17 protein-coding genes, 1 tRNA gene and 2 pseudogenes are annotated in these 21,364 nt (G+C 66.7%); 11 read left to right on the forward strand and 9 right to left on the reverse strand.

What is annotated here, in order from left to right:
• Window positions 1-28 precede the first annotated feature (28 nt).
• Window positions 29-727: pseudogene (locus A5764_RS04180) on the reverse strand (phosphoribosyltransferase); the annotation flags it as partial.
• A 136-nt stretch (window positions 728-863) separates the two neighbouring features.
• Between A5764_RS04180 and A5764_RS04185 the strand changes: the two are divergent.
• A complete protein-coding gene (locus A5764_RS04185; protein ID WP_156664483.1) occupies window positions 864-1,070 on the forward strand; it encodes a hypothetical protein in 207 nt (68 codons plus the stop codon).
• 7 nt (window positions 1,071-1,077) lie between these two features.
• Here A5764_RS04185 and A5764_RS04190 read toward each other — a convergent pair.
• Window positions 1,078-1,163: transfer RNA gene (locus A5764_RS04190), tRNA-Leu, on the reverse strand.
• A 222-nt stretch (window positions 1,164-1,385) separates the two neighbouring features.
• Here A5764_RS04190 and A5764_RS04195 point away from each other — a divergent pair.
• The 3 genes from A5764_RS04195 to A5764_RS04205 all read left to right on the forward strand — a co-directional run bounded on the left by A5764_RS04195 (window position 1,386) and on the right by A5764_RS04205 (window position 4,833).
• The gene (locus A5764_RS04195; RefSeq protein WP_082951482.1) at window positions 1,386-2,741 is read left to right on the forward strand and encodes a M20/M25/M40 family metallo-hydrolase; all 1,356 of its coding nucleotides are present in this window, start codon (window positions 1,386-1,388) and stop codon (window positions 2,739-2,741) included.
• Between the two features lie 25 nt (window positions 2,742-2,766).
• Window positions 2,767-3,297 (forward strand): YbhB/YbcL family Raf kinase inhibitor-like protein, encoded by a 531-nt coding sequence (locus A5764_RS04200; protein WP_067109034.1) that lies wholly within the window; start codon window positions 2,767-2,769, stop codon window positions 3,295-3,297.
• A gap of 165 nt (window positions 3,298-3,462) precedes the next feature.
• On the forward strand, window positions 3,463-4,833 hold the full coding sequence (locus tag A5764_RS04205) for an HNH endonuclease signature motif containing protein (protein ID WP_067109149.1): 1,371 nt from the start codon (window positions 3,463-3,465) through the stop codon (window positions 4,831-4,833).
• Between the two features lie 117 nt (window positions 4,834-4,950).
• Here the strand turns inward: A5764_RS04205 and A5764_RS04210 are convergent, their stop codons facing one another.
• The 7 genes and pseudogenes from A5764_RS04210 to A5764_RS04240 all read right to left on the reverse strand — a co-directional run bounded on the left by A5764_RS04210 (window position 4,951) and on the right by A5764_RS04240 (window position 12,416).
• Entirely contained in the window at window positions 4,951-5,736 is a 786-nt protein-coding gene (locus tag A5764_RS04210) for a Stf0 family sulfotransferase (protein ID WP_082951475.1), read from the reverse strand.
• 152 nt (window positions 5,737-5,888) lie between these two features.
• Window positions 5,889-6,062 (reverse strand): annotated as a pseudogene (locus tag A5764_RS29185) (dihydroorotate dehydrogenase (quinone)); the annotation flags it as partial.
• A 5-nt stretch (window positions 6,063-6,067) separates the two neighbouring features.
• Window positions 6,068-7,711 carry a PE family protein gene (locus A5764_RS29645; protein ID WP_067109043.1) on the reverse strand — a complete coding sequence of 548 codons (1,644 nt, stop codon included), beginning with the start codon at window positions 7,709-7,711 and terminating at the stop codon, window positions 6,068-6,070.
• A gap of 107 nt (window positions 7,712-7,818) precedes the next feature.
• Window positions 7,819-9,858 carry a PE family protein gene (locus A5764_RS04225; protein WP_067109046.1) on the reverse strand — a complete coding sequence of 680 codons (2,040 nt, stop codon included), beginning with the start codon at window positions 9,856-9,858 and terminating at the stop codon, window positions 7,819-7,821.
• A 202-nt stretch (window positions 9,859-10,060) separates the two neighbouring features.
• Entirely contained in the window at window positions 10,061-11,143 is a 1,083-nt protein-coding gene (locus tag A5764_RS04230; protein WP_067109049.1) for a quinone-dependent dihydroorotate dehydrogenase, read from the reverse strand.
• Window positions 11,143-11,349: a DUF5703 family protein gene (locus tag A5764_RS04235; protein ID WP_156664491.1), complete on the reverse strand. Its 207-nt coding sequence runs from the start codon at window positions 11,347-11,349 to the stop codon at window positions 11,143-11,145. Before A5764_RS04235 ends, A5764_RS04230 begins: the two co-directional genes overlap by 1 nt.
• A 44-nt stretch (window positions 11,350-11,393) precedes the next feature.
• Window positions 11,394-12,416, reverse strand: coding sequence for a YncE family protein (locus A5764_RS04240; protein WP_067109152.1), 1,023 nt, complete (start codon window positions 12,414-12,416; stop codon window positions 11,394-11,396).
• A gap of 164 nt (window positions 12,417-12,580) precedes the next feature.
• Between A5764_RS04240 and A5764_RS04245 the strand changes: the two genes are divergently transcribed.
• The 7 genes from A5764_RS04245 (at window position 12,581) to A5764_RS04275 (ending at window position 20,866) form a co-directional block, all read left to right on the forward strand.
• Window positions 12,581-12,889: a hypothetical protein gene (locus tag A5764_RS04245; RefSeq protein ID WP_067109055.1), complete on the forward strand. Its 309-nt coding sequence runs from the start codon at window positions 12,581-12,583 to the stop codon at window positions 12,887-12,889.
• A 192-nt stretch (window positions 12,890-13,081) separates the two neighbouring features.
• The gene (locus tag A5764_RS04250; protein WP_067109059.1) at window positions 13,082-13,861 is read left to right on the forward strand and encodes a histidine phosphatase family protein; all 780 of its coding nucleotides are present in this window, start codon (window positions 13,082-13,084) and stop codon (window positions 13,859-13,861) included.
• A 63-nt stretch (window positions 13,862-13,924) separates the two neighbouring features.
• A complete protein-coding gene (locus tag A5764_RS04255; protein WP_067109062.1) occupies window positions 13,925-14,512 on the forward strand; it encodes a DUF3090 domain-containing protein in 588 nt (195 codons plus the stop codon).
• A complete protein-coding gene (locus A5764_RS04260) occupies window positions 14,496-15,320 on the forward strand; it encodes an SCO1664 family protein (protein ID WP_082951476.1) in 825 nt (274 codons plus the stop codon). The genes A5764_RS04255 and A5764_RS04260 overlap by 17 nt, the downstream gene beginning before the upstream one ends.
• A 31-nt stretch (window positions 15,321-15,351) precedes the next feature.
• Window positions 15,352-16,152 carry a 3'(2'),5'-bisphosphate nucleotidase CysQ gene (locus A5764_RS04265; RefSeq protein ID WP_067109154.1) on the forward strand — a complete coding sequence of 267 codons (801 nt, stop codon included), beginning with the start codon at window positions 15,352-15,354 and terminating at the stop codon, window positions 16,150-16,152.
• A 26-nt stretch (window positions 16,153-16,178) separates the two neighbouring features.
• Window positions 16,179-17,414, forward strand: a complete 1,236-nt coding sequence (gene mshC / locus A5764_RS04270; RefSeq protein ID WP_067109067.1) for a cysteine--1-D-myo-inosityl 2-amino-2-deoxy-alpha-D-glucopyranoside ligase — start codon at window positions 16,179-16,181, stop codon at window positions 17,412-17,414.
• 776 nt (window positions 17,415-18,190) lie between these two features.
• On the forward strand, window positions 18,191-20,866 hold the full coding sequence (locus A5764_RS04275) for a LuxR C-terminal-related transcriptional regulator (protein ID WP_369807273.1): 2,676 nt from the start codon (window positions 18,191-18,193) through the stop codon (window positions 20,864-20,866).
• Window positions 20,867-21,364 lie beyond the last annotated feature (498 nt).

Raw genomic sequence — 21,364 nt, forward strand, 5'->3', positions numbered from 1 at the left:
CCCAGCCACGCGACAAGCGCAGCGCCTTCTAACGGGTCGGCGTGCCGAGCAGCTCGCGGACCTCGTCATCGCTGACCTGGTGAAAGTCGGCATAGACCTGCCCGACGGCCTCGAACCCCGGCGGCATCGTGGCGCACACCACGTCGTCGGCTTCCAGGGCGAGTTCGCGGCACGTGGAGGGCGGTCCGACGGGGACCGCCACGACGATCGCTTCAGGACCGGCGTCCCGCACCGCCCGGACGGCGGCCAGCATGCTGGCGCCGGTGGCGATGCCGTCGTCGACCAGGATGACGGTCTTACCGCGTGGGTCCGCGAGCGGGCGCCCGCCCCGGTACGCCTGCTCGCGGCGGATGAGCTCGGCCGTCTCGCTGGCGATCACCTCGCGGACCTGCTCGTCGGTGATGTGCAGGCTGGAAATCACGTTGTCGTTCATCACCACCCCGCCGCCGCTGGCCAGCGCGCCCATGGCGAGCTCCGACCAGCGCGGGACCCCGAGCTTGCGGACCAAGAACACATCGAGCGGGGCGTGCAGCGCCGCGGCGATTTCCCAGGCCACCGGCACTCCACCGCGGGCCAGCCCGAAGACCAGCACATCGTCTTTATCCGGGTCCTTCTGGCGGTAGGAGGCCAGCTCGTCGGCCAGCAGGCGACCGGCCTCCCGACGATCGCGGAACGTGCGCGTCGAAGTTCGCCGGAGAAAGCCGCTCGGTGGGTTCATGGGTCGCATTCGCCAGGCCATTGCCTTACACCAAGCCTACGTGCGGCGTCGAGGGCCTGACACGTCCGCTCACTCGGATTCTGGTTGTGAGTTAGATAACGTTGTGCGCAAGGGGATTTGGCGGCGACACGAGAGGATGCGCGAAATGAGCCGGCGTTCCAACACCTACATGGGCTACAGCATCGCCTGCGCGATCGTATGGGCTGTCATCCTGGCCGCTGTTTCGGTGGCGGCCGACGACGCCACCCGGCACAAGTTGTTCTTGGTCTTTGGGGGATGGGTGATCGGTTGGCTGTCGGCCACGATCGCCCGAGCCGTCTACCCCCCGCCGAAGCGGCGGGTCCAGCCGTAACTTTTTGTGTCCGAGGGGGGACTTGAACCCCCACGCCCATTAGTAGGGCACTAGCACCTCAAGCTAGCGCGTCTGCCATTCCGCCACTCGGACGAGACCAACCGGATGGGTTGGCAGCTAAGGCTATCGGATCGGCCCGCGCGGACCCAACTCCGCTCGCCGACGATGCGGGCCGCGAAGCGGCCCGAGGAGGAGGCGGGCGAATCCAACCGAGCTCGCCGACGATGCGGGCCGCGAAGCGGTCCGAGGAGGAGGCGGGCAATTCCAACCGAGCTCGCCGACGCTGGGGCGCAGGCAATGGTAGGAAAGGTGGTTGTGACCGTCGAGAGCCGGGCGAGCGAGGTTCCCACCAATCCAAGCGACGATGTGGTCGAGGTCGTCAGCAGGTTGATCCGGTTCGACACCACCAACACCGGCGATCCCGAGACGACGCGAGGCGAGGCCGAGTGCGCGCGGTGGGTCGGCGAGCGGCTCGCTGAGGTCGGCTACCAGCCCGAATACGTCGAATCCGGCGCACCCGGCCGGGGCAACGTGATCGCCCGCCTGCAGGGCGCGGACAGCACCCGCGGCGCCCTGCTGATCCACGGGCACCTCGACGTCGTGCCGGCCGAGCCCGCCGATTGGAGCGTCCACCCGTTTTCCGGAGCGATCGAGGACGGCTTCGTCTGGGGGCGCGGCGCGGTCGACATGAAGGACATGGTGGGCATGATGATCGTCGTCGCCCGGCACCTGCGACGGTCCGGCATCGTGCCGCCACGCGATTTGGTGTTCGCGTTCGTCGCCGACGAGGAGCATGGCGGCACTTACGGCGCGCAATGGCTGGTGCGCAACCGGCCCGACCTGTTCGAGGGTGTCACCGAGGCGATCGGCGAAGTCGGCGGGTTCTCGTTGACGGTGCCCCGCCGCGACGGCGGCGAGCGCCGGCTCTATTTGATCGAGACGGCCGAGAAGGGGCTGTCGTGGATGCGGCTGACCGCCCGCGGCCCGGCCGGACACGGCTCGATGGCCCACGACCGCAACGCCGTCACCGCCGTCGCCGAGGCGGTCGCCCGGCTGGGGCGGCACCGGTTCCCCCTCGTGGTCACCGACACCGTCGCCCAGTTCCTCGCCGCCGTCAGCGAGGAGACCGGGCTGACGTTCGACACCGAGTCAGACGACCTGGAGGGAACGATCGAAAAGCTCGGCCCGATGGCCCGCATGCTGAACGCCGTGCTGCACGACACCGCCAATCCCACGATGCTCAAGGCCGGCTACAAGGCCAACGTCATCCCGGCGACCGCGGAAGCGGTGGTGGACTGCCGCATCCTTCCGGGCCGAAAGCCGGCGTTCGAGGCCGAGGTCGACGAGCTTATCGGCCCCGACGTGACCCGGGAATGGATCAAGGACTTCGACTCCTACCAAACCGCCTTCGACGGTGACTTGGTGGACGCCATCAACGCCGCAGTGTTGGCGCTCGACCCCGACGCCCGGACGGTGCCGTACATGCTTTCGGGCGGGACCGACGCGAAAGCGTTCGCGCGCTGGGGTATTCGCTGTTTCGGTTTCAGCCCGCTGCGGTTGCCGCCAGACCTGGATTTCGCAGCGCTGTTCCACGGCGTCGACGAACGGGTACCCATCGATGCGCTGAGGTTCGGCACCGACGTGCTGACGCATTTCCTGACGCACTGCTAGTGAACGAGACACGAGAGGATCGCCGATGAGCTTGCCACCTGACCCGTATGACGCGCTGCCCAAGTTGCCCTTGTTCAGTCTGAAATCGAACTCGATCACCAACGGTCAGCCGCTGGCCACACCGCAGATCAGCGGGATCCTGGGCGCCGGGGGAGAGGACGTGAGCCCGCAGCTGAGCTGGTCGGGTTTCCCCGACGAGACCCGCAGCTTTGCGGTCACCGTCTATGACCCGGACGCCCCGACCCTGTCGGGCTTCTGGCATTGGGCGGTGGCCAACTTGCCGGCTGACGTGACGGAGTTGCCCGACGACGCCGGCGACGGCGGTGAGCTTCCCGGCGACGCGCTGACCCTGGTCAACGACGCCGGGATGCGCCGGTACGTCGGTGCCGCGCCGCCTCCCGGCCACGGCCCACATCGCTACTACGTCGCGGTGCATGCCGTGGACGTCGACAAGCTCGACCTGTCCGAGGACGCCAGCCCGGCTTTCCTGGGGTTCAACCTGTTCCAGCACGCGATCGCGCGGGCCTACATCCACGGCACCTACGAACAGACGTAAACACCGCGGGGCCTGACGGGCCCGACCGCGCGTTACCAGTTGACGAACCCCTTGGCGCCGGACGCTGGCACGGAGAGGGCGCTTAGCAGGCGTCCCTTTTGCCACTTTGGTTTCACTGGTCCCATGGCGAATTGTTTTGTCGGTGCGCCGCAATATCATTCGAACATGCGTTCGAGTAGCCGCGAGGAGATCCAGGAGGACTTCGACGCGCTGCGCGCCGTGGTGTCCCGAATCGTCGGGCATTCGTATGACGCGTTGACCACCCCGGAGCGGCTGGGGTTGCTGGAACGGCTCGAGCACGAGACGCGCCGGCTACCGGTGCCCGGCCACGCACTGATCAATCAACTGGTGCAGCAGGCCACGCCGGCAGAGTTGGGAGGCAGGCTGCCCCACGTGTTGGCTGACCGGCTGAGGATCACCCGCGGCGAGGCCACCCGGCGGGTGGGCGAGGCCGCCGATTTGGGGCCGCGCCACGCGTTGACCGGCGAGCCGCTGCCTGCACGGCTGGCGGCCACCGCGGCCGCCCAGCGCGCCGGGCAGGCCGGCGCCGGTCATGTGGTGGTGATTCGCCGGTTCCTCGAGGAGTTGCCGTGCTGGGTCGACGCGGCGACCCGCGAACGGGCCGAGGCCGATCTGGCCAAGCTGGCCGCCCAATACCGCCCCGAGCAGGTGCGCGAGCGGGCCGATTTGCTCGCCTATTACCTCAACCCCGATGGCACCTACACGGACGAGGAACGCGCCCGCCGCCGCGGGCTGATCCTGGGCAAACAAGGGGTCGACGGCATGTCACAGTTGCGCGGCTGGCTGACGCCTGAGGCGCGCGCCACCGTGGAGGCAGTGCTGGCCAAGACGGCCGCCCCGGGCGTGTGCAACCCCAACGACGACACCCCGGTGGTCGACGGTCCCGCCGATGAGCAGGCTCAGCGGCGCGATACCCGCAGCGCCGCCCAGCGCAACCACGACGGCCTCACCGCGGGCCTACGGGCGCTGCTGGCCAGCGGAAAACTGGGACAACACAACGGGTTACCGGCGTCAATCATCGTGACCACCACCCTGCAGGATCTCGAAGCCGCCGCCGGCAAGGGCCTGACCGGCGGAGGCACCGTGCTGCCGATGTCGGATGTCATTCGGATGGCCCGCCATGCGCATCACTATCTGGCCATCTTCGACAAGGGCAAACCCCTGGCGCTGTATCACACGAAACGGCTGGCTTCACCCGCTCAACGAATCGTGTTGTACGCGAAGGATCGCGGCTGCACCCGCCCGGGCTGCGACGTGCGCGGGTATTGGTGCGAAGTCCACCATGTCGAGGATTGGGCTACCACGCACCACACCGATGTCGACAAACTCGCCCTGGCTTGCGGAGCCGATCACCCACTGGTCGAACCCGGCGGCTGGACCACCCGAAAACGCCACGACGGCACCACCGAATGGATCCCACCACCCCATCTCGACTACGGGCAGCCGAGAATCAACACCTTCCACCACCCCGAAAAACTCCTGGTCGACGAAGACGACGAAGACGGAGCGGCGTGATCTACTCCCGTTTCGCGTCCGCCGACCCGATGACATCGCTGAGCTAGGCGAACCCTCCGTCCCGCAGGCGACGGGCGATGCCGTCGTGAATGCTCTTGGGCCACAAGCCTTCGTGGATCATTTCGGCGTCAACTTATAGCGATGCTCCCGGTCAATGAGTCGCCGCCAGTGTTCGTTTATGTGGTCGGACTGACGCTCAAGCGGGGGTTTGGGCACGCGAGCGGCGTGTGCGGGATCAGCGCCGAGGAACTGCAAGACTCGCGCAATCTCGCCGCGATAGTTGGCGTCGAACTCTTCATACCGGACCGTCAGCGCCTTGACACGCCGGGTGCTGAAGTAATTGGTCCACGCTGCCTGTTCGGCGTCGAGGCTCTGTTCGATCCCGATAATCTGCTCGTACGTCGGCGCAACACAGGTGAGATCGACCGCGGCGCGGCTGGGGGTGGGCCGGGCCAGGTAGAGCCCCCACGGACGCGCCCTGGCCGAGGGGCCGGGAGAACGAAACCACTCGCCGGTCGTTTCGGCACGAAACAGCGATATGGCCTGCGCGCGCCGATCGGCACGGACGATATTGACGAAAACTGCTGTAGGGAAAAGCTTCTCGAGAACCAACCCCGGATCGCTACGAAAATCCAGGGCCCGCGCCAGCACGACGACATGCCGCCAATGAATTTTGATGCCCCGAACCCCGTTCCCCGTCGCAGCGAACTCCATAACCTTCGTCACATATTCGGGCCACGAGCAATTCATCGGCAGTTTCAAATCTTGCTTGTACGAACCCATGTAGTCGGGCGTGAAGTACTCTTCGGGCCGCCCGGCAACTCCAGTCGCGACGAGGCCGGCGGCCAGGAGCGAACTACCCGAACGAGGAGTGGAAGCGATGACATAGGTTGCGCCTCTCATAACCCCCTCCGGGATTGCTCCAAGGCTCGCACGCCCTTGGCTCGAACAGAAGAATAGCCGCGGAATTCGTCACCGCGCACCAAGATCATGGTGTCCACCAAGAAAAGCTCCGGGCCGATGGGGATGACCAGGGCGACCAAGGCGGGCGGCCGCCCCGGTTTGGGGGCCGCCGACCCGACCGTATCGCTGAGCGAGGCGCACCCGCCGTCGCGCAAGTGGCGAGCGATGTCGTCGTGAATGTGCTTGGGCCACAAGCCTCCTCCGTAGATAAGGCCGGTGTAGCCCTGCAGCAGCGACGCGCCCGCGGTGATCCGCTCCCACGCGCCACCACCTACGGTGCGATAGCCTCGGCGATCTGCCGGGGCATGAAGTTCAACAATTCGGGGATCAGGCCGCCGAATTGCGTTCCGCCCAAGGTGAGGGTGACGACCTGAACGGGCTGTCCAATACCTTCGGAGACGTCCAGCGTCGCCGAAATCTGTTGCGGCGGAGTGAGGATCCCGGAGAAGGGCATGTGCACCACGATCGGTGTGTTGGCGGGCACGATGGTGATGCCCGGGAGGAGGGGCGGGATGGCGCCGATAGTCACCGTCTCGGTCACCGGAATTGTCAGGTCGATGACGGTTTGGCCGTTGAGGAAGCCGTTCAGGGCGTAGGCGGGCATGTCAGCGAGCGCGCCGATCGCCGCTACTCCGTTTCCGGTCTGAAGTGCCGCCCCGAACACCGTGGCGCCCGTCGCGAGCCCGTCCAGTGCGGCGATCGGCGGACCGATGATCGCGAAGCCCAACGGAAGGGTGGACGTGTTGAGCGCAGTGACAAAGTTCTGCGCCATCTGCGCGGGGATCGAGCCCGGCGGCAGCAGGTTGACGAGGGACTGTTCTTGCGCGGCCGAGATGGAGGTCGCGGGGAGAAGGTCTCCCGCCGGGCCCTCCACCTTGTATGACGGCGCGCTGAGGAGCGACGGGTTGCTGGGGTCGACTCCGATGAGGTTGATGTCGACACCGCTGAGGAAGAGGTTCAGAAACGCGCGCGGGATGGCCTGGACCGCGCCGTGGTAGTCACCCGTCACGAGCGATTGGCCGGCCATTCCCATGTCGTACTCGAAGACCGGGAGGGTTTTCTGCAGGTCCGCGCCGGCCTTCTGCAGGCCCGCGTTGCTCGTCTGGTTGTAACTGTTCTGCTGGTTGATGAACGACTGCATCGCGGGCGCGAAGGTCGATGTTCCCTGGATGCCGATCTGGATGTTCGCCGGAATGTTGGCCAACGTGGTGGGGAAGTCTTGCAGCTGAGTGGCCAGCCCCGTCCCGACAATGTGCGCGTACCCGTTCTGGTTGCTGAAGACCTGGTGCAGGACGGGGAACGGGTCGGACATCCAGTCGTTGAAGATGGTTTGCAGGTTGGCGCCAGTATTGGCGAAGAGCGCTTGCCAGGGGTCGCCGGCGGCGGAAATGGTCGCGTTGGTCGCGAACAATGCTGGCAGCAGCCTGATCTCGAACCCGTCCCATTGAGCGGTCAAAAGGGAACCGATTTGCTGGCCGACTCCGCCGAGCAGACCGCCCAGGGGACTACCGCCGCCGAGCAGGCCGCCCAGAATCCCGCCGCCACCACCGCCGAGGATCGGGCCCAGGCCACCGAGAATCGGATCCGTGGCCGCAGCGACGCCCGCGGCGGGCGCGCTCATCGCGTCGGCTGTGTTGGCGATCTCGGTGCCGAGGTACGCCGCCGCCGTGCCGTTCAACAGGTTCGAAAATTCGTTGTGAAACGTCGCCGCCTGAGCGCTCAAAGCCTGAAATTGCTGACCGTACAAGCCGAATAGTCGCGAGATCGCGGTCGACACGTCGTCGGCGCCCGCGGCGGCGACGCTAGTGGTGGAGCCCGCCGCGGCCGAGGTGGCCTCGTTCAGGGTCGAGCCGATCCCCGCCAAACTCCCGCCCGCCGCTGACACCATTTCCGGCGTGGCGACTAGAAAGGACATACCTTCCCCCTCGACTTACGCCCTCGCGCATGCGTGACCATGCTCGCAAATGCGGGGGCTACGCGCACCCGGAATGCCGAGTCTTGAAACCTGTCTAAGCAGTCCGGCTAGCCGGTGGGTGTGATGGCCGCGGCTATCGCTTCCGGAATGGTGTTCAGCAGCGTCGGGAACAGACCCCCGAATTCCGTGCCGCCGAGGGTGGCGTTGATTGGAATAGTTATTCCGGCGACGCCGGCGGGGATGGTGACCGTTAGCGGTTCGGGCGGGGTGAGAAGCCCGTCGAAGGGGACGTGGGCTATGGCCGGCACGACGAGAGTGCCCAGCAACGGCGCCGACACAGCTATGGGCAGCGGCAGGTCCACGAGGAGTTGGCCGTTGAGGAAGCCGTTCATCGCGTAGGCGGGCATATCGCCGATCGCGTTCAGCATTCCCAAGACGTTGCCGGTCTGCGCGGCGGCACCGAAGGCCGTTGCCCCCTGGGCGATTCCGTTCGCCATGGCGAACGGTGGGCCCAGTATCGCGAAGCCCAGCTGCAATGGCAAGCCGAAGACGGCGGCGCCAGCCAGCGTTCCCCCGACGCCTATGGGGTTCAGGGTCGCGCCGACGTTCAGCGCGAAGTTCGCTGTGACATTTGCGTTGACGAGGGTGTCGATCGCGTTGGCGAAGTTGCCCAACATCATTCCGGGGATGGACCCGTGTGCGGCCAGGCTCGCAAGGCCTACCGGCTGCTGTCCGAGGGCGGTCAGGATGGGGAGCAACTCGGCGGCGGGGCCCTCCAACCCGACGGGTCCCGCGATGGAGACCTGGAAGTCGGGAGGGATCAGAGTGACGACATTGCCGCCGATCGTCAAGTGGCTGGTGTCGAATCCCGTGATGAAGAGATCGATTGGGGCGTGCGCCGCGTCCTGCACCGCGCCGTAGTAATCGCCCATCTGAATCGCCTGGCCGGCCATCGCCATGTCGTTGCTGGCGGTCGGAATCGTCAGCTGCAGATCCGAGCCCATCTTGTTGAGCGACGAGCCGACCGTCCCCCAGAAGCCGCTCGTGCCGTTGACGAAGTCCTGTCCGATGGCAGCCGGGTTGAACGTCGAAGCGCCTTGCAGGGTGAGTTGAATGTTCGCCGGCACGTTCGCGGGGAAACCCTGCAGATCCGTCGCGACCCCACTCGAGAAGATCAGCGCGTAGTGATTCTGGTTGATGACAATCTGATTCAGGACCGGGAACGGGTGGCTCGCGAATTGCGAGCCCATGAGGTTCAGATTCATCACCGTAGTGTCGAACAGGACTTGGTACGGGTTCGGGGCAGGACCCGGGCCCGACGGTGCCGGCCCGAACAGCCCCGGTAGTAACGAATTCAGCAGAGGTTGAAGTCCCTGAAGTGCCGGCACGTCCTGGAAGAGCCCGGTGCCAGCGCCTAAAAGGTTGGACAGGGTTATGCCGTTGACCAGCTCGTTGGACACGAAGTTACCCAGGTCCAAACCGACGCCGTTGAGGGTCGGCCCCAGCAACGCGCCGAGTGGTCCCGAGGTGAGGCTCAAGCCCGGGGTTAGGTTGCCGAGGTTTATCGGCCCGATGAAGTCGCTCAGGGTCGGGAAGGCGTTAAGAATCGCAGGGTTGAATAGCGAGCCAAAGCCGTTGGCGAATTGGGCCCCGATGCTGTTGAAGCCGCCCAGGAGCTGGTTCAGCCCGCTGCCCAATCCGCCGAGCAGCCCGCCCCCTGCGCCGTTCAGGCCGAGCAGGCCGCCCGAACCGCCGCCGAGTAAACCGCCGAGGAGACCGCCAAGGATGGGATCGGACGCGGCGGCCGCGCCGCCCGCGGTGAAGCTGCCGACCGCGAAGTTCGCGCTGGTGATGGCCTGCTGGGCATTGGCGATCTCGGTGTTGAGGTAGGCCGCCGCCCCGGCGTTCAACAGGCTCACAAACTCGTTGTGAAATGCCGCCGCCTGAGCGCTCAACATCTGGAATCGCTGCCCGTACGTGCCGAACAACTCCGAGACGGCGAGCGACACATCGTCGCCGGCGGCGGAGGTGATGGCGGTCGTTTGCCCCGCTGCAGCCGCGGTGGCCTCTCGCAGTGTGGAACCGATGCCCGCCAAATCGCCGGCGAACGCACCCACCGTCTCCGGCGCAGCAACTACAAAAGACATGGTCGTCTCCCCTCGAAGACTCTACCCATTAGCCAACTACGTCGTACCGGTCACACTGTTCGATAAATTGTGACGCACTAAACACACGTGTGTGTGCTGTTTCTAGCAGCTCGCTGTAGAAATACACAACCCTGGATGGGCGAGGCATTCAACCTTTATTAATCGACACACGCGCAATACGGACTCCCCGAGCTGGCCTGCTCTATCCCTTCGGTCTGCCTGGGCCGATGGCCGCGGACCCCACCGCCTCGCCGAGCGAGGCGAACCCGCCGTCGTGCAGGCGTCGGGCGATACCGTCGTGAATGTGCTTGGGCCACAAGCCCCCGCCGTAGATGAAGCCGGTATAGCCCTGCAGCAGCGACGCGCCCGCGGTGATCCGTTCCCAGGCGTCGTCGGCGGTCTCGATGCCGCCGACGCTGATCAGTACCAGGCGGTCCCCGACCCGGCCGTAGAGCCGCCGCAGCACCTCGAGCGCTCGGCGCGCCACCGGCGGCCCGGAGATGCCGCCCGAGCCGAGCTCGCTCACCCCCGGCGTGGCCAGGCCCTCGCGCGACACGGTGGTGTTGGTGGCGACGATGCCCGCCAGGCCCAATTCGACGGCGAGGTCCGCGATGTCGTCGACGTCGGAATCGGAGACATCCGGTGCGATCTTGACCAGCACCGGCGTCGAGGTTTCGGCCAGCACGCCGGACAGAATGGGCCGCAGCGCCTCGACCGCCTGCAGGCCGCGCAGACCGGGCGTGTTCGGTGAGCTCACGTTGACCACAAGATACGACGCCAGCGGGCCGACCAGTCGAGCGCTGGCCCGATAGTCGGTGACCGCTTCGGCGACGGGCGTCGCCTTCGTCTTGCCGATATTGACCCCGATCGGCACCTCGGGCCGGTGGCGCGCCAGCCGGATCGCCAGCTCCCCGGCGCCGCGGTTGTTGAACCCCATCCGGTTGAGCAGGGCCCGGTCGGCGGGCAGCCGGAACAGCCGCGGGGCCGGATTGCCCGGCTGGGGGTGCGCGGTGACGGTCCCGAGTTCGGCATAGCCGAAACCCAACGCGCCCCAGGTCAACAGCCCCAGGCCGTCCTTGTCGAAACCGGCGGCCAGCCCGAGCGGTCCGGGGAAACACACCCCGAACACCGTGCTGGCCAGCACCGGATCGGTCGGTGCGAGCAGTCGGCGCAGCACCCGCCGCCCCGCGGCGACGGCCGTGCCGCCGCGCAGGACGGCGAAAACAAGCGTGTGGATGCGCTCGGGCGGGATTAAGAAAAATAGCCGGCGTAGCAGCCGGTACATCACAACTCCGGCTGGTCGGGCCGCCGGCTTTCCACGCGAGGTTTCTTGCGGCGCAATAGAACCCGCCGGCTGCCGTCGTTGTAGAGCCGTACCCGCGTCAGCTCCCAGCCGCGGTATTCGGCCTCGATGGACAGCCGGGTGGACGCGCTGAGCCGGGTCACCTCCGGCGGCAGCCGCAACGGTATCCACTCGTATTCGTCGGACATCTCGGTGTCCCAGCCCACCGGCAGCCGACCCCACCGCGGCGTGGTCAACGCGCACCCGCCGCGTGCTCGATGATCTGAACGCCCGCACCGGATCCCGACACCACGTACAAGGTGTCCGACGCTTCGTCAAAGGCCAGCGAGTTGGGCTGTTGCACGGTTGGGTATCGCACCCTTTCGACGGGAATTCCGGTTGACAGATCGTAACCAATGACGACGTTCGCAGCGGTCTGGGACACCCACGTAAGTCCGTGCGACCCGGCCAGGCCGTAGGGTGCCTGCCGCACCGGGAACGCCTGACGCAAGATGAGCGGGCCGACGCCGTAGACCAGCAGCTGGCCGCCGCGGGTGTCGGCGACCAGCACCCGGCCCTGCGGATCGGCGGCCAGGGTGGTCGCGCCCTCACCGGCCCGCAGGGCCTGCTCGACGCGGCCCTCGGCGCCGATCGTCGTCACCGACGTCTGCCCGCGGTCCAGCACTACGGTTGTATTTCCCTGTGTGGCAAGGTAATCCACGCGCGCAAAGATCTTGTTTCGACTCCCGATGGTGGCACTCCTGGCCGAGTCCGGTGTCCGGGAGGTAAAGGTATAGATGGCGCCGTCGGCGCTGCCCAGCACCAGCCTGCCGTCGGCGCGTTGGGCGATTGCGGTGAACTCCGTTTGCTGGGCGTTGGCGACGGGGACCGGTGTCGTGTGACCCGCGGCCAGGTCGACCGCGAAGTAGCCGCCACGGGTCGCCAGGTAGGCGGTGCCGCGGCCGTCGCCGGTCAGCGCGGTCGCCGGCCCCGGCAGCGCGATCACGCGCGGCGTGACCTGGGGGTCGCCGAACTCGGCGAGGCTGGCGGGCGCCGCCGGGTCGGCACCGGGAACCAGGACGGCCAGTTGGTGGGTGCCCCCGTCGAAGATCGCCGCGGCGGCGTTTCCGTGCAGCGGCCGCACCGAGCCGGCCGGGGTTTGCGCCGCCGGCGGTGACTGGGCCGCCTGCGCCGGTTCTATCGTCGGCGGGGCGCCACTGAGCGGATTCTTCGAGCCGCCTGCACAACCGGAGAGCAGGACCAGCAAAGGCAGCAACACCACAAAGTGCCGATAAAGCGCTAGTTTGTCGCACCCATGCGGTCTCAGCAACGATTCTCCCTCGCGTTATCTACCTGAAAGTCAAATTTTAAGGAACGGTTTCGCACCCAATATGGCCATGTTGCCTGCATCCGGTCGGGCTGGAGAGGTATTGTCGCGTCATGACCGTCATCGCTGACCGGCATACCGCAGATAGAGAGTTTGCTGTCGAAGACCTCACGACAGGAATTTTCGCCAGCGGGTATGGACAAGTCGGTGACGGACGCAGTTTCTCGTTTCACATTGAGCACCGGTCGCTCGTCGTCGAAGTTTACCGGCCGCGCCTGACCGGCCCGGTTCCACAGGCCGACGACGTCGTCGCCAGGGCGGTCCGCAGCCTGGTCGACATCGACCTGACCGACGAGCGGAGCCTGACCGCCGCGGTGCGCGACTCGGTCGCCCACGCGGTACCGGTTTCAAGCCAGTGGTGATCGCAAGCGCGGCGTAGCCGGGCGCAGCGGGTCGCCACCATCGGGCCAGTGGTGATCGCAAGCGCGGCGTAGCCGGGCGCAGCGGGTCGCCACCATCCAGCCAGGTCGCGGCCGCCCCAGACCAGGTACGGTCGTCGTCGTGAGTGCGGTTCCGGTGATGTCTTGGTGGCGTCCAGTGACGGGCGCGGCGACATGACCGTGATCCTGTTGCGGCACGGCCGCTCCACCTCGAACACCGCCGGCGTCCTGGCCGGGCGCTCCGAGGGCGTCGACCTCGACGACAAGGGCCGCGAGCAGGCCGCCGGTCTGATCGATCGGCTCGGTGACCTGCCGATCCGGGCGGTGGTGACATCGCCGCTGCTGCGCTGCCGGCGCACCCTCGAACCGCTCGCCGAAGCGCTGTGCCTCGAGCCGCTGATCGACGACCGGCTGGCCGAAGTGGACTACGGGGACTGGACGGGCCGCAAGATCGGCGAGCTGACGAAGGAGCCGTTGTGGGGTGTGGTCCAGGCCCACCCCAGCGCGGCGGTGTTCCCCGGCGGCGAGGGTCTGGCCCAGGTGCAGGCGCGCGCGGTGGCCGCCGTGCGCGAACACGACCGGCGGCTGGCGCAGGAGCACGGCGGCGACGCGCTCTGGGTGGCTTGCACCCATGGCGACGTCATCAAGTCGGTCGTCGCCGACGCATACGGCATGCACCTGGACGGGTTTCAGCGGGTCACCGCGGACCCGGGGTCGGTGAGTGTCATCCGCTACACCCCGCTGCGACCGTTCGTGTTGCACGTCAACCACACCGGCGCGCGGCTGGCCGCCGCACTGGCCGCCGGGCCACCGCCCAAGGACGAGCACAAGGACGAGTCCAAGGGCGAGTCCAAGGACGGACAGGCTCAGGGTGAGGCGAAGAGCGAGGCGAAAACCGGGGCGGCCGAAGCGGTGCCGTCCAGCGACGCGGTGGTCGGCGGATCGACCGATTAAATCCGCGGAGGCGGGGCAACCGAATCGCACGGCGGCGGCAACAGCCGGTATTTTGGAGGTGCCATGGCCCGCGCAATTCATGTCTTTCGCACACCCGACCGCTTCGTGGCCGGGACCGTTGGCCAGCCCGGAAACCGCACTTTCTACATCCAGGCGGTCGGCGACTCCCGGGTGGTGTCGGTGATTTTGGAGAAGCAACAGGTCGCGGTCCTCGCCGAACGCATCGGTGCGCTGCTGCTCGAGGTGAATCGCAGGTTCGGCACGCCGGTTCCTCCCGAGCCCGCCGAGATCGAGGACCTCAACCCGTTGATCACGCCGGTCGACGCGGAGTTTCGGGTCGGCACCATGGGGCTGGGCTGGGATTCGGAGGCTCAGACCGTGGTGGTCGAGTTGCTGGCGGTCACCGACGCCGAGTTCGACGCCTCGGTGGTGCTCGACGACACCGAGGAGGGTCCCGACGCAGTGCGGGTGTTCTTGACGCCGGAGTCGGCGCGGCAGTTCGCCACCCGCTCCAACCGCGTCATCTCGGCCGGACGTCCGCCGTGCCCGCTGTGCGACGAACCGTTGGACCCCGAGGGCCACATCTGCGCCCGCACCAACGGCTATAAGCGCAGCGCGCTGCTCGGGCCCGACGATGACGCCGAGGAATAACCAGCCTGACGAGCGCGAGGTGTTGCGGGACGGCGAGCTGACCGTCCTCGGACGCATCCGCTCAGCCAGCAACGCCACCTTCTTGTGCGAGTCGAAGCTCGGCGAGTCCAGCGTGCACTGCGTCTACAAGCCGGTCGCCGGTGAAGCGCCGCTGTGGGATTTTCCAGACGGGACGCTGGCCGGCCGCGAACTCGGCGCCTACCTGGTGTCGACACAGCTGGGGTGGAACCTCGTGCCCTACACGGTGATTCGCGATGGGCCGGCGGGTCGGGGGATGCTGCAGCGGTGGGTGCAGCAACCCGGTGACGCGGCCGATTCCGATCCCAGGCCCGGCCCCGACCTGGTCGACCTGTTTCCGGCCAACAAACTGCAGCCGGGCTACCTGCCGGTGCTGCGCGCCTACGACTACGCGGGCGACGAGGTCATCCTGATGCACGCCGACGACACCCGGCTGCGGCGGATGGCGGTGTTCGACGTGCTGATCAACAATGCCGATCGCAAGGGCGGCCACATCCTGTTCGGCATAGACGGCGGCGTGTACGGCGTCGACCACGGCGTGTGCCTGCACGTCGAGAACAAGCTACGCACCGTGCTGTGGGGTTGGGCCGGCAAGCCGATCGACGAGGAGATGTGCGAGGCGGTCGCCGGGCTCGCCGAAGCCGTCACGGGCTCGCTCGGCGACGAGCTGGCCGGGCACATCACCCGCGCCGAAATCGCGGCGCTGCGCAGGCGCGCACACGCGCTGCTGGCCAACCCCGTCATGCCCGGACCCAACCGTCATCGCCCCATCCCGTGGCCGGCGTTCTAGGGAGGGCTTGGTCGTCGGCGATACTGAACCGGTGACGAGCGGCCCGGAGGACCTGACGGACGCCGCCCTGGCCGCCGATCTCGCCGCGGACGCGGGGGAACTCTTACTCAAGGTGCGCGAGGAAATCGGCTTCGGGCATCCGTGGGCGCTCGGCGATGCGGGGGACAGCCTGGCGAACGCCCTGATCCTGCGGCGGCTGCGGGACGAGCGGCCGAGCGACGCGGTGCTCAGCGAGGAGGCCTACGACGACCTTTCCCGGCTCAACCACGACCGGGTGTGGATCATCGACCCGCTGGACGGCACCCGCGAGTTTTCCACGCCGGGCCGCGACGACTGGGCGGTCCACGTCGCGCTGTGGCAACGTCCCACCGGCGACCCAACCGACGGCCAGCGCGAGATCACCGACGCGGCAGTGTCGTTGCCCGCCCGCGGAAACACCGTCTACCGCAGCGATACCGTGACCGACGGCGCGGCGCGCGTCGGCGTGCCGCATACGTTCCGGATTGCGGTCAGCGCCACTCGGCCACCCGCCGTGCTGCACCGCATGCGCCAGACGCTGCACATTCAGCCGGTGGCGATCGGCTCGGCGGGCGCCAAGGCGATGGCCATCGTCGACGGCGACGTCGACGCTTACGTGCACGCGGGCGGCCAGTGGGAATGGGATTCGGCGGCGCCGGCCGGGGTGGTGATGGCGGCGGGCATGCACGCGTCGCGGCTGGACGGCTCGCCGCTGCGCTACAACCAGCTCGACCCATACCTGCCCGACTTCGTCATGTGCCGGGCCGAGCTGGCGCCGATCCTGCTCGACGCCATCCGCCAGGAATTTCGCTGATCCGGCGCGCGTTTAGAGTCGACGTTATGCAGTCCTGGTCTTGCGCAGACGTTCCGGTGGTGCCGGGGCGCGGCCCGGAGCTGCGGCTGTATGACACCGCCGACCGGCAAGTGCGCCCGGTGGCGGCCGGGTCGAAAGCCACCATGTACGTCTGCGGGATAACGCCCTACGACGCGACGCACCTGGGTCACGCGGCCACCTACCTTGCGTTCGACCTGGTGCACCGGCAGTGGCTGGACCTCGGTCGCGACGTGCACTACGTGCAGAACGTCACCGACATCGACGATCCCTTGCTGGAGCGCGCCGAGCGCGACGGCGTCGACTGGCGCGAGCTCGCCGAGCGTGAGGTCGCCCTCTTCCGCGAGGACATGACGGCGCTGCGGATACTGCCGCCGCGCGAGTACGTCGGCGCGACCGAGGCGATTGCCGAAGTGGTCGAACTCGTCGAGAAAATGCTGGCGTCGGGAGCGGCCTACGTCCTCGATGACGAATATCCGGACGTCTACTACCGGGCCGATGCCACCATGCAATTCGGCTACGAGTCCGGCTATGACCGGGACACCATGCTGCAGCTGTTCGCCGAGCGCGGCGGCGACCCGCGCCGCCCCGGCAAGACCGACGAGCTCGACGCCCTGTTGTGGCGGGCCGAGCGGCCGGGCGAGCCCAGCTGGCCCTCACCGTTCGGCGCCGGCCGGCCCGGCTGGCACGTCGAGTGCGCGGCGATCGCGCTCAGCCGCATCGGCAGCGGCCTGGACATCCAGGGCGGCGGCAGTGACCTGATCTTTCCACACCACGAATTCACCGCCGCCCACGCCGAATGTGTCCGGGGCGAGCGACGATTCGCCCGGCACTACGTGCACGCCGGGATGATCGGCTGGGACGGGCACAAGATGTCCAAGAGCCGCGGCAACCTGGTGCTGGTGTCGGGGTTGCGCGCCCAAGGCGTCGAGTCGGCGGCCATCCGGCTGGGCCTGCTAGCGGGGCATTACCGCTCGGACCGGTTCTGGAGCCGACAAGTGCTCGACGAGGCGACCGGGCGGCTGCGGCGCGGGCGCGCCGCGACCGCTCTGCCCGCCGGCCCGGACGCCACCGACGTCATCGCCCGGGTGCGAGGATACCTGGCCGACGACCTCGATACACCGAAAGCCCTTGCTGCACTTGATGGTTGGTCGACCGACGCGCTCGAGTACGGCGGTCATGACGCCGGGACGCCGCAGCTGGTGGCCGCCGCGGTCGATGCGCTGCTCGGAGTGGACCTATAGTTGCGGCACAGGTGCCATTTGCACTGGGAACACCGTTACCGGGGGACGGGATAGCGCACGGGCGTCATGCATCGCTTCAAGGCGTGAGCTGGCCGTTGGCGCAGGTATTGTCTCCGTCCCATCCGCCCCACCAGTGACATGTCGGGATATCGCTTTCCGCATGAATGTCACACAAAACCTCACAGGTGGCTAACAAAAGTACGTAGTGAATTTACACATTCGTAAGGGGTGCTTTACGGCGCGTTTAGACAGAGCGCCTTGGTCACAGTCCCCGGAAGCGGAAGTCTCAGCAAACTTGGCAGCGTTGGGATGTTTGCTGGGATTCTTCCTCGAAGTGCTATGCACCCGCACGAAACACCTGTATATGCGGAAAACCAATTGCACAGGTGTTGAGCCGGGGTCGGGTCCAATGTATTTGCTGGAAGCGCTGGTACTGAGGTATAGTGGCCACAGACCGGGCTTTAGCAGTGTGAGGTCCGGTCTACGCGAGATTGCGTGTGGGGTGGTCGTCGATGGGTCGTTACGACGAGGTTGGCCAAGCGTTTACGGCGCTCGGAGACAACGCGGAACACCAAGGCGTCGCCTTTCAGGCGGTCCCGGGGCCGGCGAATCGATGCTCACTTGCGCTCTGGCCGGGGTTCGGCCCGGGACGTAGGGCTCTGCCTGCGGGGAAGCCCTACCGCATTTACTAGAACACGGGACGTCTGATGCAGCCTCACCAGGGCCTGGAGTTACATCGTCCAGTGCAGCGGGAAAGCGGTGAGACGTGGCCCGTGGTGGCGCGGGATATGGAGCTTCGAAGGGCGCTGGCCGCACTTGGCGACGCCGAGTTCCAGGGGGTCGCGTTAGTCGGCGACAGCGGTGTTGGCAAGTCGACGCTGGCCCGCATATTGGCAAAGACGGCCGAGTCGGCCGGGCAAACGGTGCGTTTTGTCTTGGGGACTCACACAGGTCGCGCCGTGCCGCTGGGCGCGTTTTCTCGTGCGGTGACTTTAGACGCGGTAAACGAACCGGCCATTATGCTGGCTGCCGCGCACAAAACCCTGGCGAAAAACGACAAGCTCGTCGTCGTGGTCGACGACGCGCAGCTACTCGATCCGTTGTCAGCGACACTCGTGCATCAGCTCGCGGCCAGCGGCAGGGCTCGGCTGATAGTGACGATCAGGTCGGGCGAGTCAATTCTTGACGCGGTGACGGCGTTGATGAAAGAGCGGCTGTTGGTGACGGTTCACGTCGACCCCCTCACTCGAGAGCAGGCTGAAGTGCTCGCCGGGGCGGTTCTGGGTGGTTCGGTGGAGTCCCGGCTGGTCGACGAGTTGTACGAGCGAAGCGCTGGAAACCTCCTGCTTATGCGTAGCTTGCTGAGCGCGAGTCTCGAAAAAAAGGTCTTGGTCCGCGCGGGTGACCGGTGGCAACTGCGGGGACCCCTGCGCGCGGATCGCGAACTTTGCGATCTCTTGGAGTTTCGGTTGGACACGCTTGCCCCCGAGGAGTTGGACGTCGTCGAGGTCTTGGCGACCGCGGAGGTGTTGGAGTGGGAAATCTTACGTGAGATCTGCGATACCGACGCGGCGGCGAAATTGGAGCGCGGCGGCTTGATTCAGTTGGTCGCCGACGGATCCCATACTTTGGCGCAATTGAATCACCCGGTGCTCGGTGATGTCGCAACTCGACGTGCAGGGATCGTCCGCTCCCGGCAACTCAACGGGAAACTGGCACAAGCGTTCGGCAACCACCTTGAGGAGCGGGGGCGGGACGCGAGGTCGCCCGATGTGCGGGGTCGCATTCGACTTGCGCGGTTTATGGTCCGCAGTGATCTGACGCCGGACCTCGGTGTGATCATCGCTGCGGCTGCCGACGCGGTCGCGATGTCGAATGTAGCTCTCGGTGAGGAGTTGGCGAGATTTGCGGTCGATCGCGGTGCCGGTTTGGAGGCGGTGATCGTGTTCGCGAAGGCGCTGAGTTGGCAGGGACGCGGCGACGAGGCTGAGGCCGAGCTTGCCGACGCCGATCTGGATGGTTCTACCGAGTGGCTGATCGCTCAGTGGGGCTGTCTGCGGACAGCGAATCTATTCTGGGTGTGCCGGCGCGTCGAAGCGGCCCAGCGCGTGCTGGCCGACGTGAAGAACCGTGTTACCTCAGAGGCGAGTATCCGTCTCGCCAACGCCCTTGACGTGTCAATTCGTTTCTGCCTCGGCGACGTTGCGGGAACGCTGAAGACTGGGCCGAGCTTGTGTGAGTCCGACCTGATGCCGGTTGCGACCGTGTGGGCAGCCGTCGCGACTGCGAGTGCGTTGGCGGTCGCCGGGCGATTCGCCGAAGTTTCCCGGGTTACCGAAACCGCGCTACGTGCCGCCGTGCCCTCCGGCGTTGGGCTGCAACGGTTGAACATCGGGATGGCTGAGGTCATGGGCGCGACGGCCGCCGGTGACCTTCTGGCGGCAGACCGGTTGTGCAAGCGTTACGCCGCGATGGCTGCTGGTGTGCCTCAGGCAGAGGCACACGTGCAGGCGATGCTCGGACTCCTTCGACTCGCCAGCGGGGCACTGCCATCCGCTAGCGCTGCACTCGAAGCTGCGGAATCCCCGTTACGACAAGGGTATCCGTCGCCCTGGCTGATCCTGGTGGCAGCCAGGCACGCTCAGGCGGAAGGGGCGCGGGGAGACAGCGAGGCAGCCGCCGCCGCCTTGAGCACCGCGGAGAACGCCTATGGACCGCATGTCGCGGTGTTCCTACCGGAATTGCAGCTCGCCCGGGCTTGGCAGCGGGCATCGGCAGGCGAAACGAAAGAGGCCCAAGGCAACGCAATGCAGGCGGCACATAACGCGCAAAGAGCCGGGATGTACGCCGTCGAAATGCGCGCCCTCCATACGGCTGCCCGCTTCGGCGATCGTTCGCACAGCACGCGGTTGGCGGAACTCGCCAGCATTTTGAGGACCCCGTTCGCGAACGCGGTCGCAGACCACGCGCGCGGCTTGTTCGAGCAGGACGCCGGCCTGCTGGGCGCTGCGGCACGTCGGTTCAGCGAGCTGGGCGCACAGGCTCTGGCCGCCGACGCGGCTGCGCAGGCGGCAGGCGAGCACGCGCGCCAAGGCGACCGCAACAACACATTCGAGTTGACGATTTGGGCATGCTCTGTGGCCAACAAATGCGGACTCAACACACCGGCGGTCAATAGTGTGGCGCGTCCGCTACCGCTCAGCGGCCGCGAGCGCGAGATTTCGACGCTCGTTGCGGCCGGTTTGTCCAACCGCCAGATCGCCGAAAAGCTCGTGGTCTCGGTGCGAACCGTCGAGGGACACCTTTATCGCCTCTTCGCAAAAGTCCACATCAATAATCGGGACCAGCTCATCGACCTAATGAGCCGGCAGCCAACGGGGCGAAACAGGTCGTTAATACGTTGCGACAAGGACGCTGCCGATGAGGCCCTCGACCACAAACGAGCTGACTGACTTTGTCGTGCCGGTGACTTCCCCGACACGGACGGGGCGACACGCTACTCGCGAACCCAACGGCTTAGCTGCACGCGAGCATTGTCTTGCGTCGCTACTCTATGTGCGCACGCTCACCACTCGACTTGTATTAACTCTGTCGATGCACGCGCGAAAGGCCAATACGCTCCCGCCCATGGTTTGTAAGTACGTGGAGTGGTACCGATCCTCGGTGGTAGTGGATCACGGCGTCGGATTGGGGGATTTGCAGAAGGTTAGCCCGTCGATTTCCGGGTAGCCAGCGACCAACGCTACTAAGCGTTTCCTCGTCGGCCACGAACGTGGGCGTCGTTCAAACTCTTTCGGCTCTAGATAGGGCGGCGGCAAACCCGGCATGGGTCGTCGTCTAGGACGGCGGCACTTGATTGCGACGGATGGTCGGCAGACGAGATGCCTCTGGTCTCCGGCGCCCGTGCGATCGCGATGAGAGGGCGGAGGTGCGTCAGCGGTGCAGCCGGA

The organism is Mycobacterium sp. 852002-51057_SCH5723018 (assembly GCF_001667035.1).
In the GTDB taxonomy this organism is placed as follows: domain Bacteria; phylum Actinomycetota; class Actinomycetes; order Mycobacteriales; family Mycobacteriaceae; genus Mycobacterium.

What these genes read in the sequence shown, in the direction of transcription:
- A5764_RS04235 (WP_156664491.1), bottom strand. Translation starts at nt 11,349, where the DNA reads ATGTCCGACGAATACGAGTGGATACCGTTGCGGCTGCCGCCGGAGGTG.
- A5764_RS04250 (WP_067109059.1), top strand. Translation starts at nt 13,082, where the DNA reads ATGACCGTGATCCTGTTGCGGCACGGCCGCTCCACCTCGAACACCGCC.
- A5764_RS04260 (WP_082951476.1), top strand. Translation starts at nt 14,496, where the DNA reads ATGACGCCGAGGAATAACCAGCCTGACGAGCGCGAGGTGTTGCGGGAC.
- A5764_RS04230 (WP_067109049.1), bottom strand. Translation starts at nt 11,143, where the DNA reads ATGTACCGGCTGCTACGCCGGCTATTTTTCTTAATCCCGCCCGAGCGC.
- A5764_RS04225 (WP_067109046.1), bottom strand. Translation starts at nt 9,858, where the DNA reads ATGTCTTTTGTAGTTGCTGCGCCGGAGACGGTGGGTGCGTTCGCCGGC.
- mshC (WP_067109067.1), top strand. Translation starts at nt 16,179, where the DNA reads ATGCAGTCCTGGTCTTGCGCAGACGTTCCGGTGGTGCCGGGGCGCGGC.
- A5764_RS04200 (WP_067109034.1), top strand. Translation starts at nt 2,767, where the DNA reads ATGAGCTTGCCACCTGACCCGTATGACGCGCTGCCCAAGTTGCCCTTG.
- A5764_RS04255 (WP_067109062.1), top strand. Translation starts at nt 13,925, where the DNA reads ATGGCCCGCGCAATTCATGTCTTTCGCACACCCGACCGCTTCGTGGCC.
- A5764_RS04210 (WP_082951475.1), bottom strand. Translation starts at nt 5,736, where the DNA reads ATGAGAGGCGCAACCTATGTCATCGCTTCCACTCCTCGTTCGGGTAGT.
- A5764_RS04205 (WP_067109149.1), top strand. Translation starts at nt 3,463, where the DNA reads ATGCGTTCGAGTAGCCGCGAGGAGATCCAGGAGGACTTCGACGCGCTG.
- A5764_RS29645 (WP_067109043.1), bottom strand. Translation starts at nt 7,711, where the DNA reads ATGTCCTTTCTAGTCGCCACGCCGGAAATGGTGTCAGCGGCGGGCGGG.
- A5764_RS04245 (WP_067109055.1), top strand. Translation starts at nt 12,581, where the DNA reads ATGACCGTCATCGCTGACCGGCATACCGCAGATAGAGAGTTTGCTGTC.
- A5764_RS04185 (WP_156664483.1), top strand. Translation starts at nt 864, where the DNA reads ATGAGCCGGCGTTCCAACACCTACATGGGCTACAGCATCGCCTGCGCG.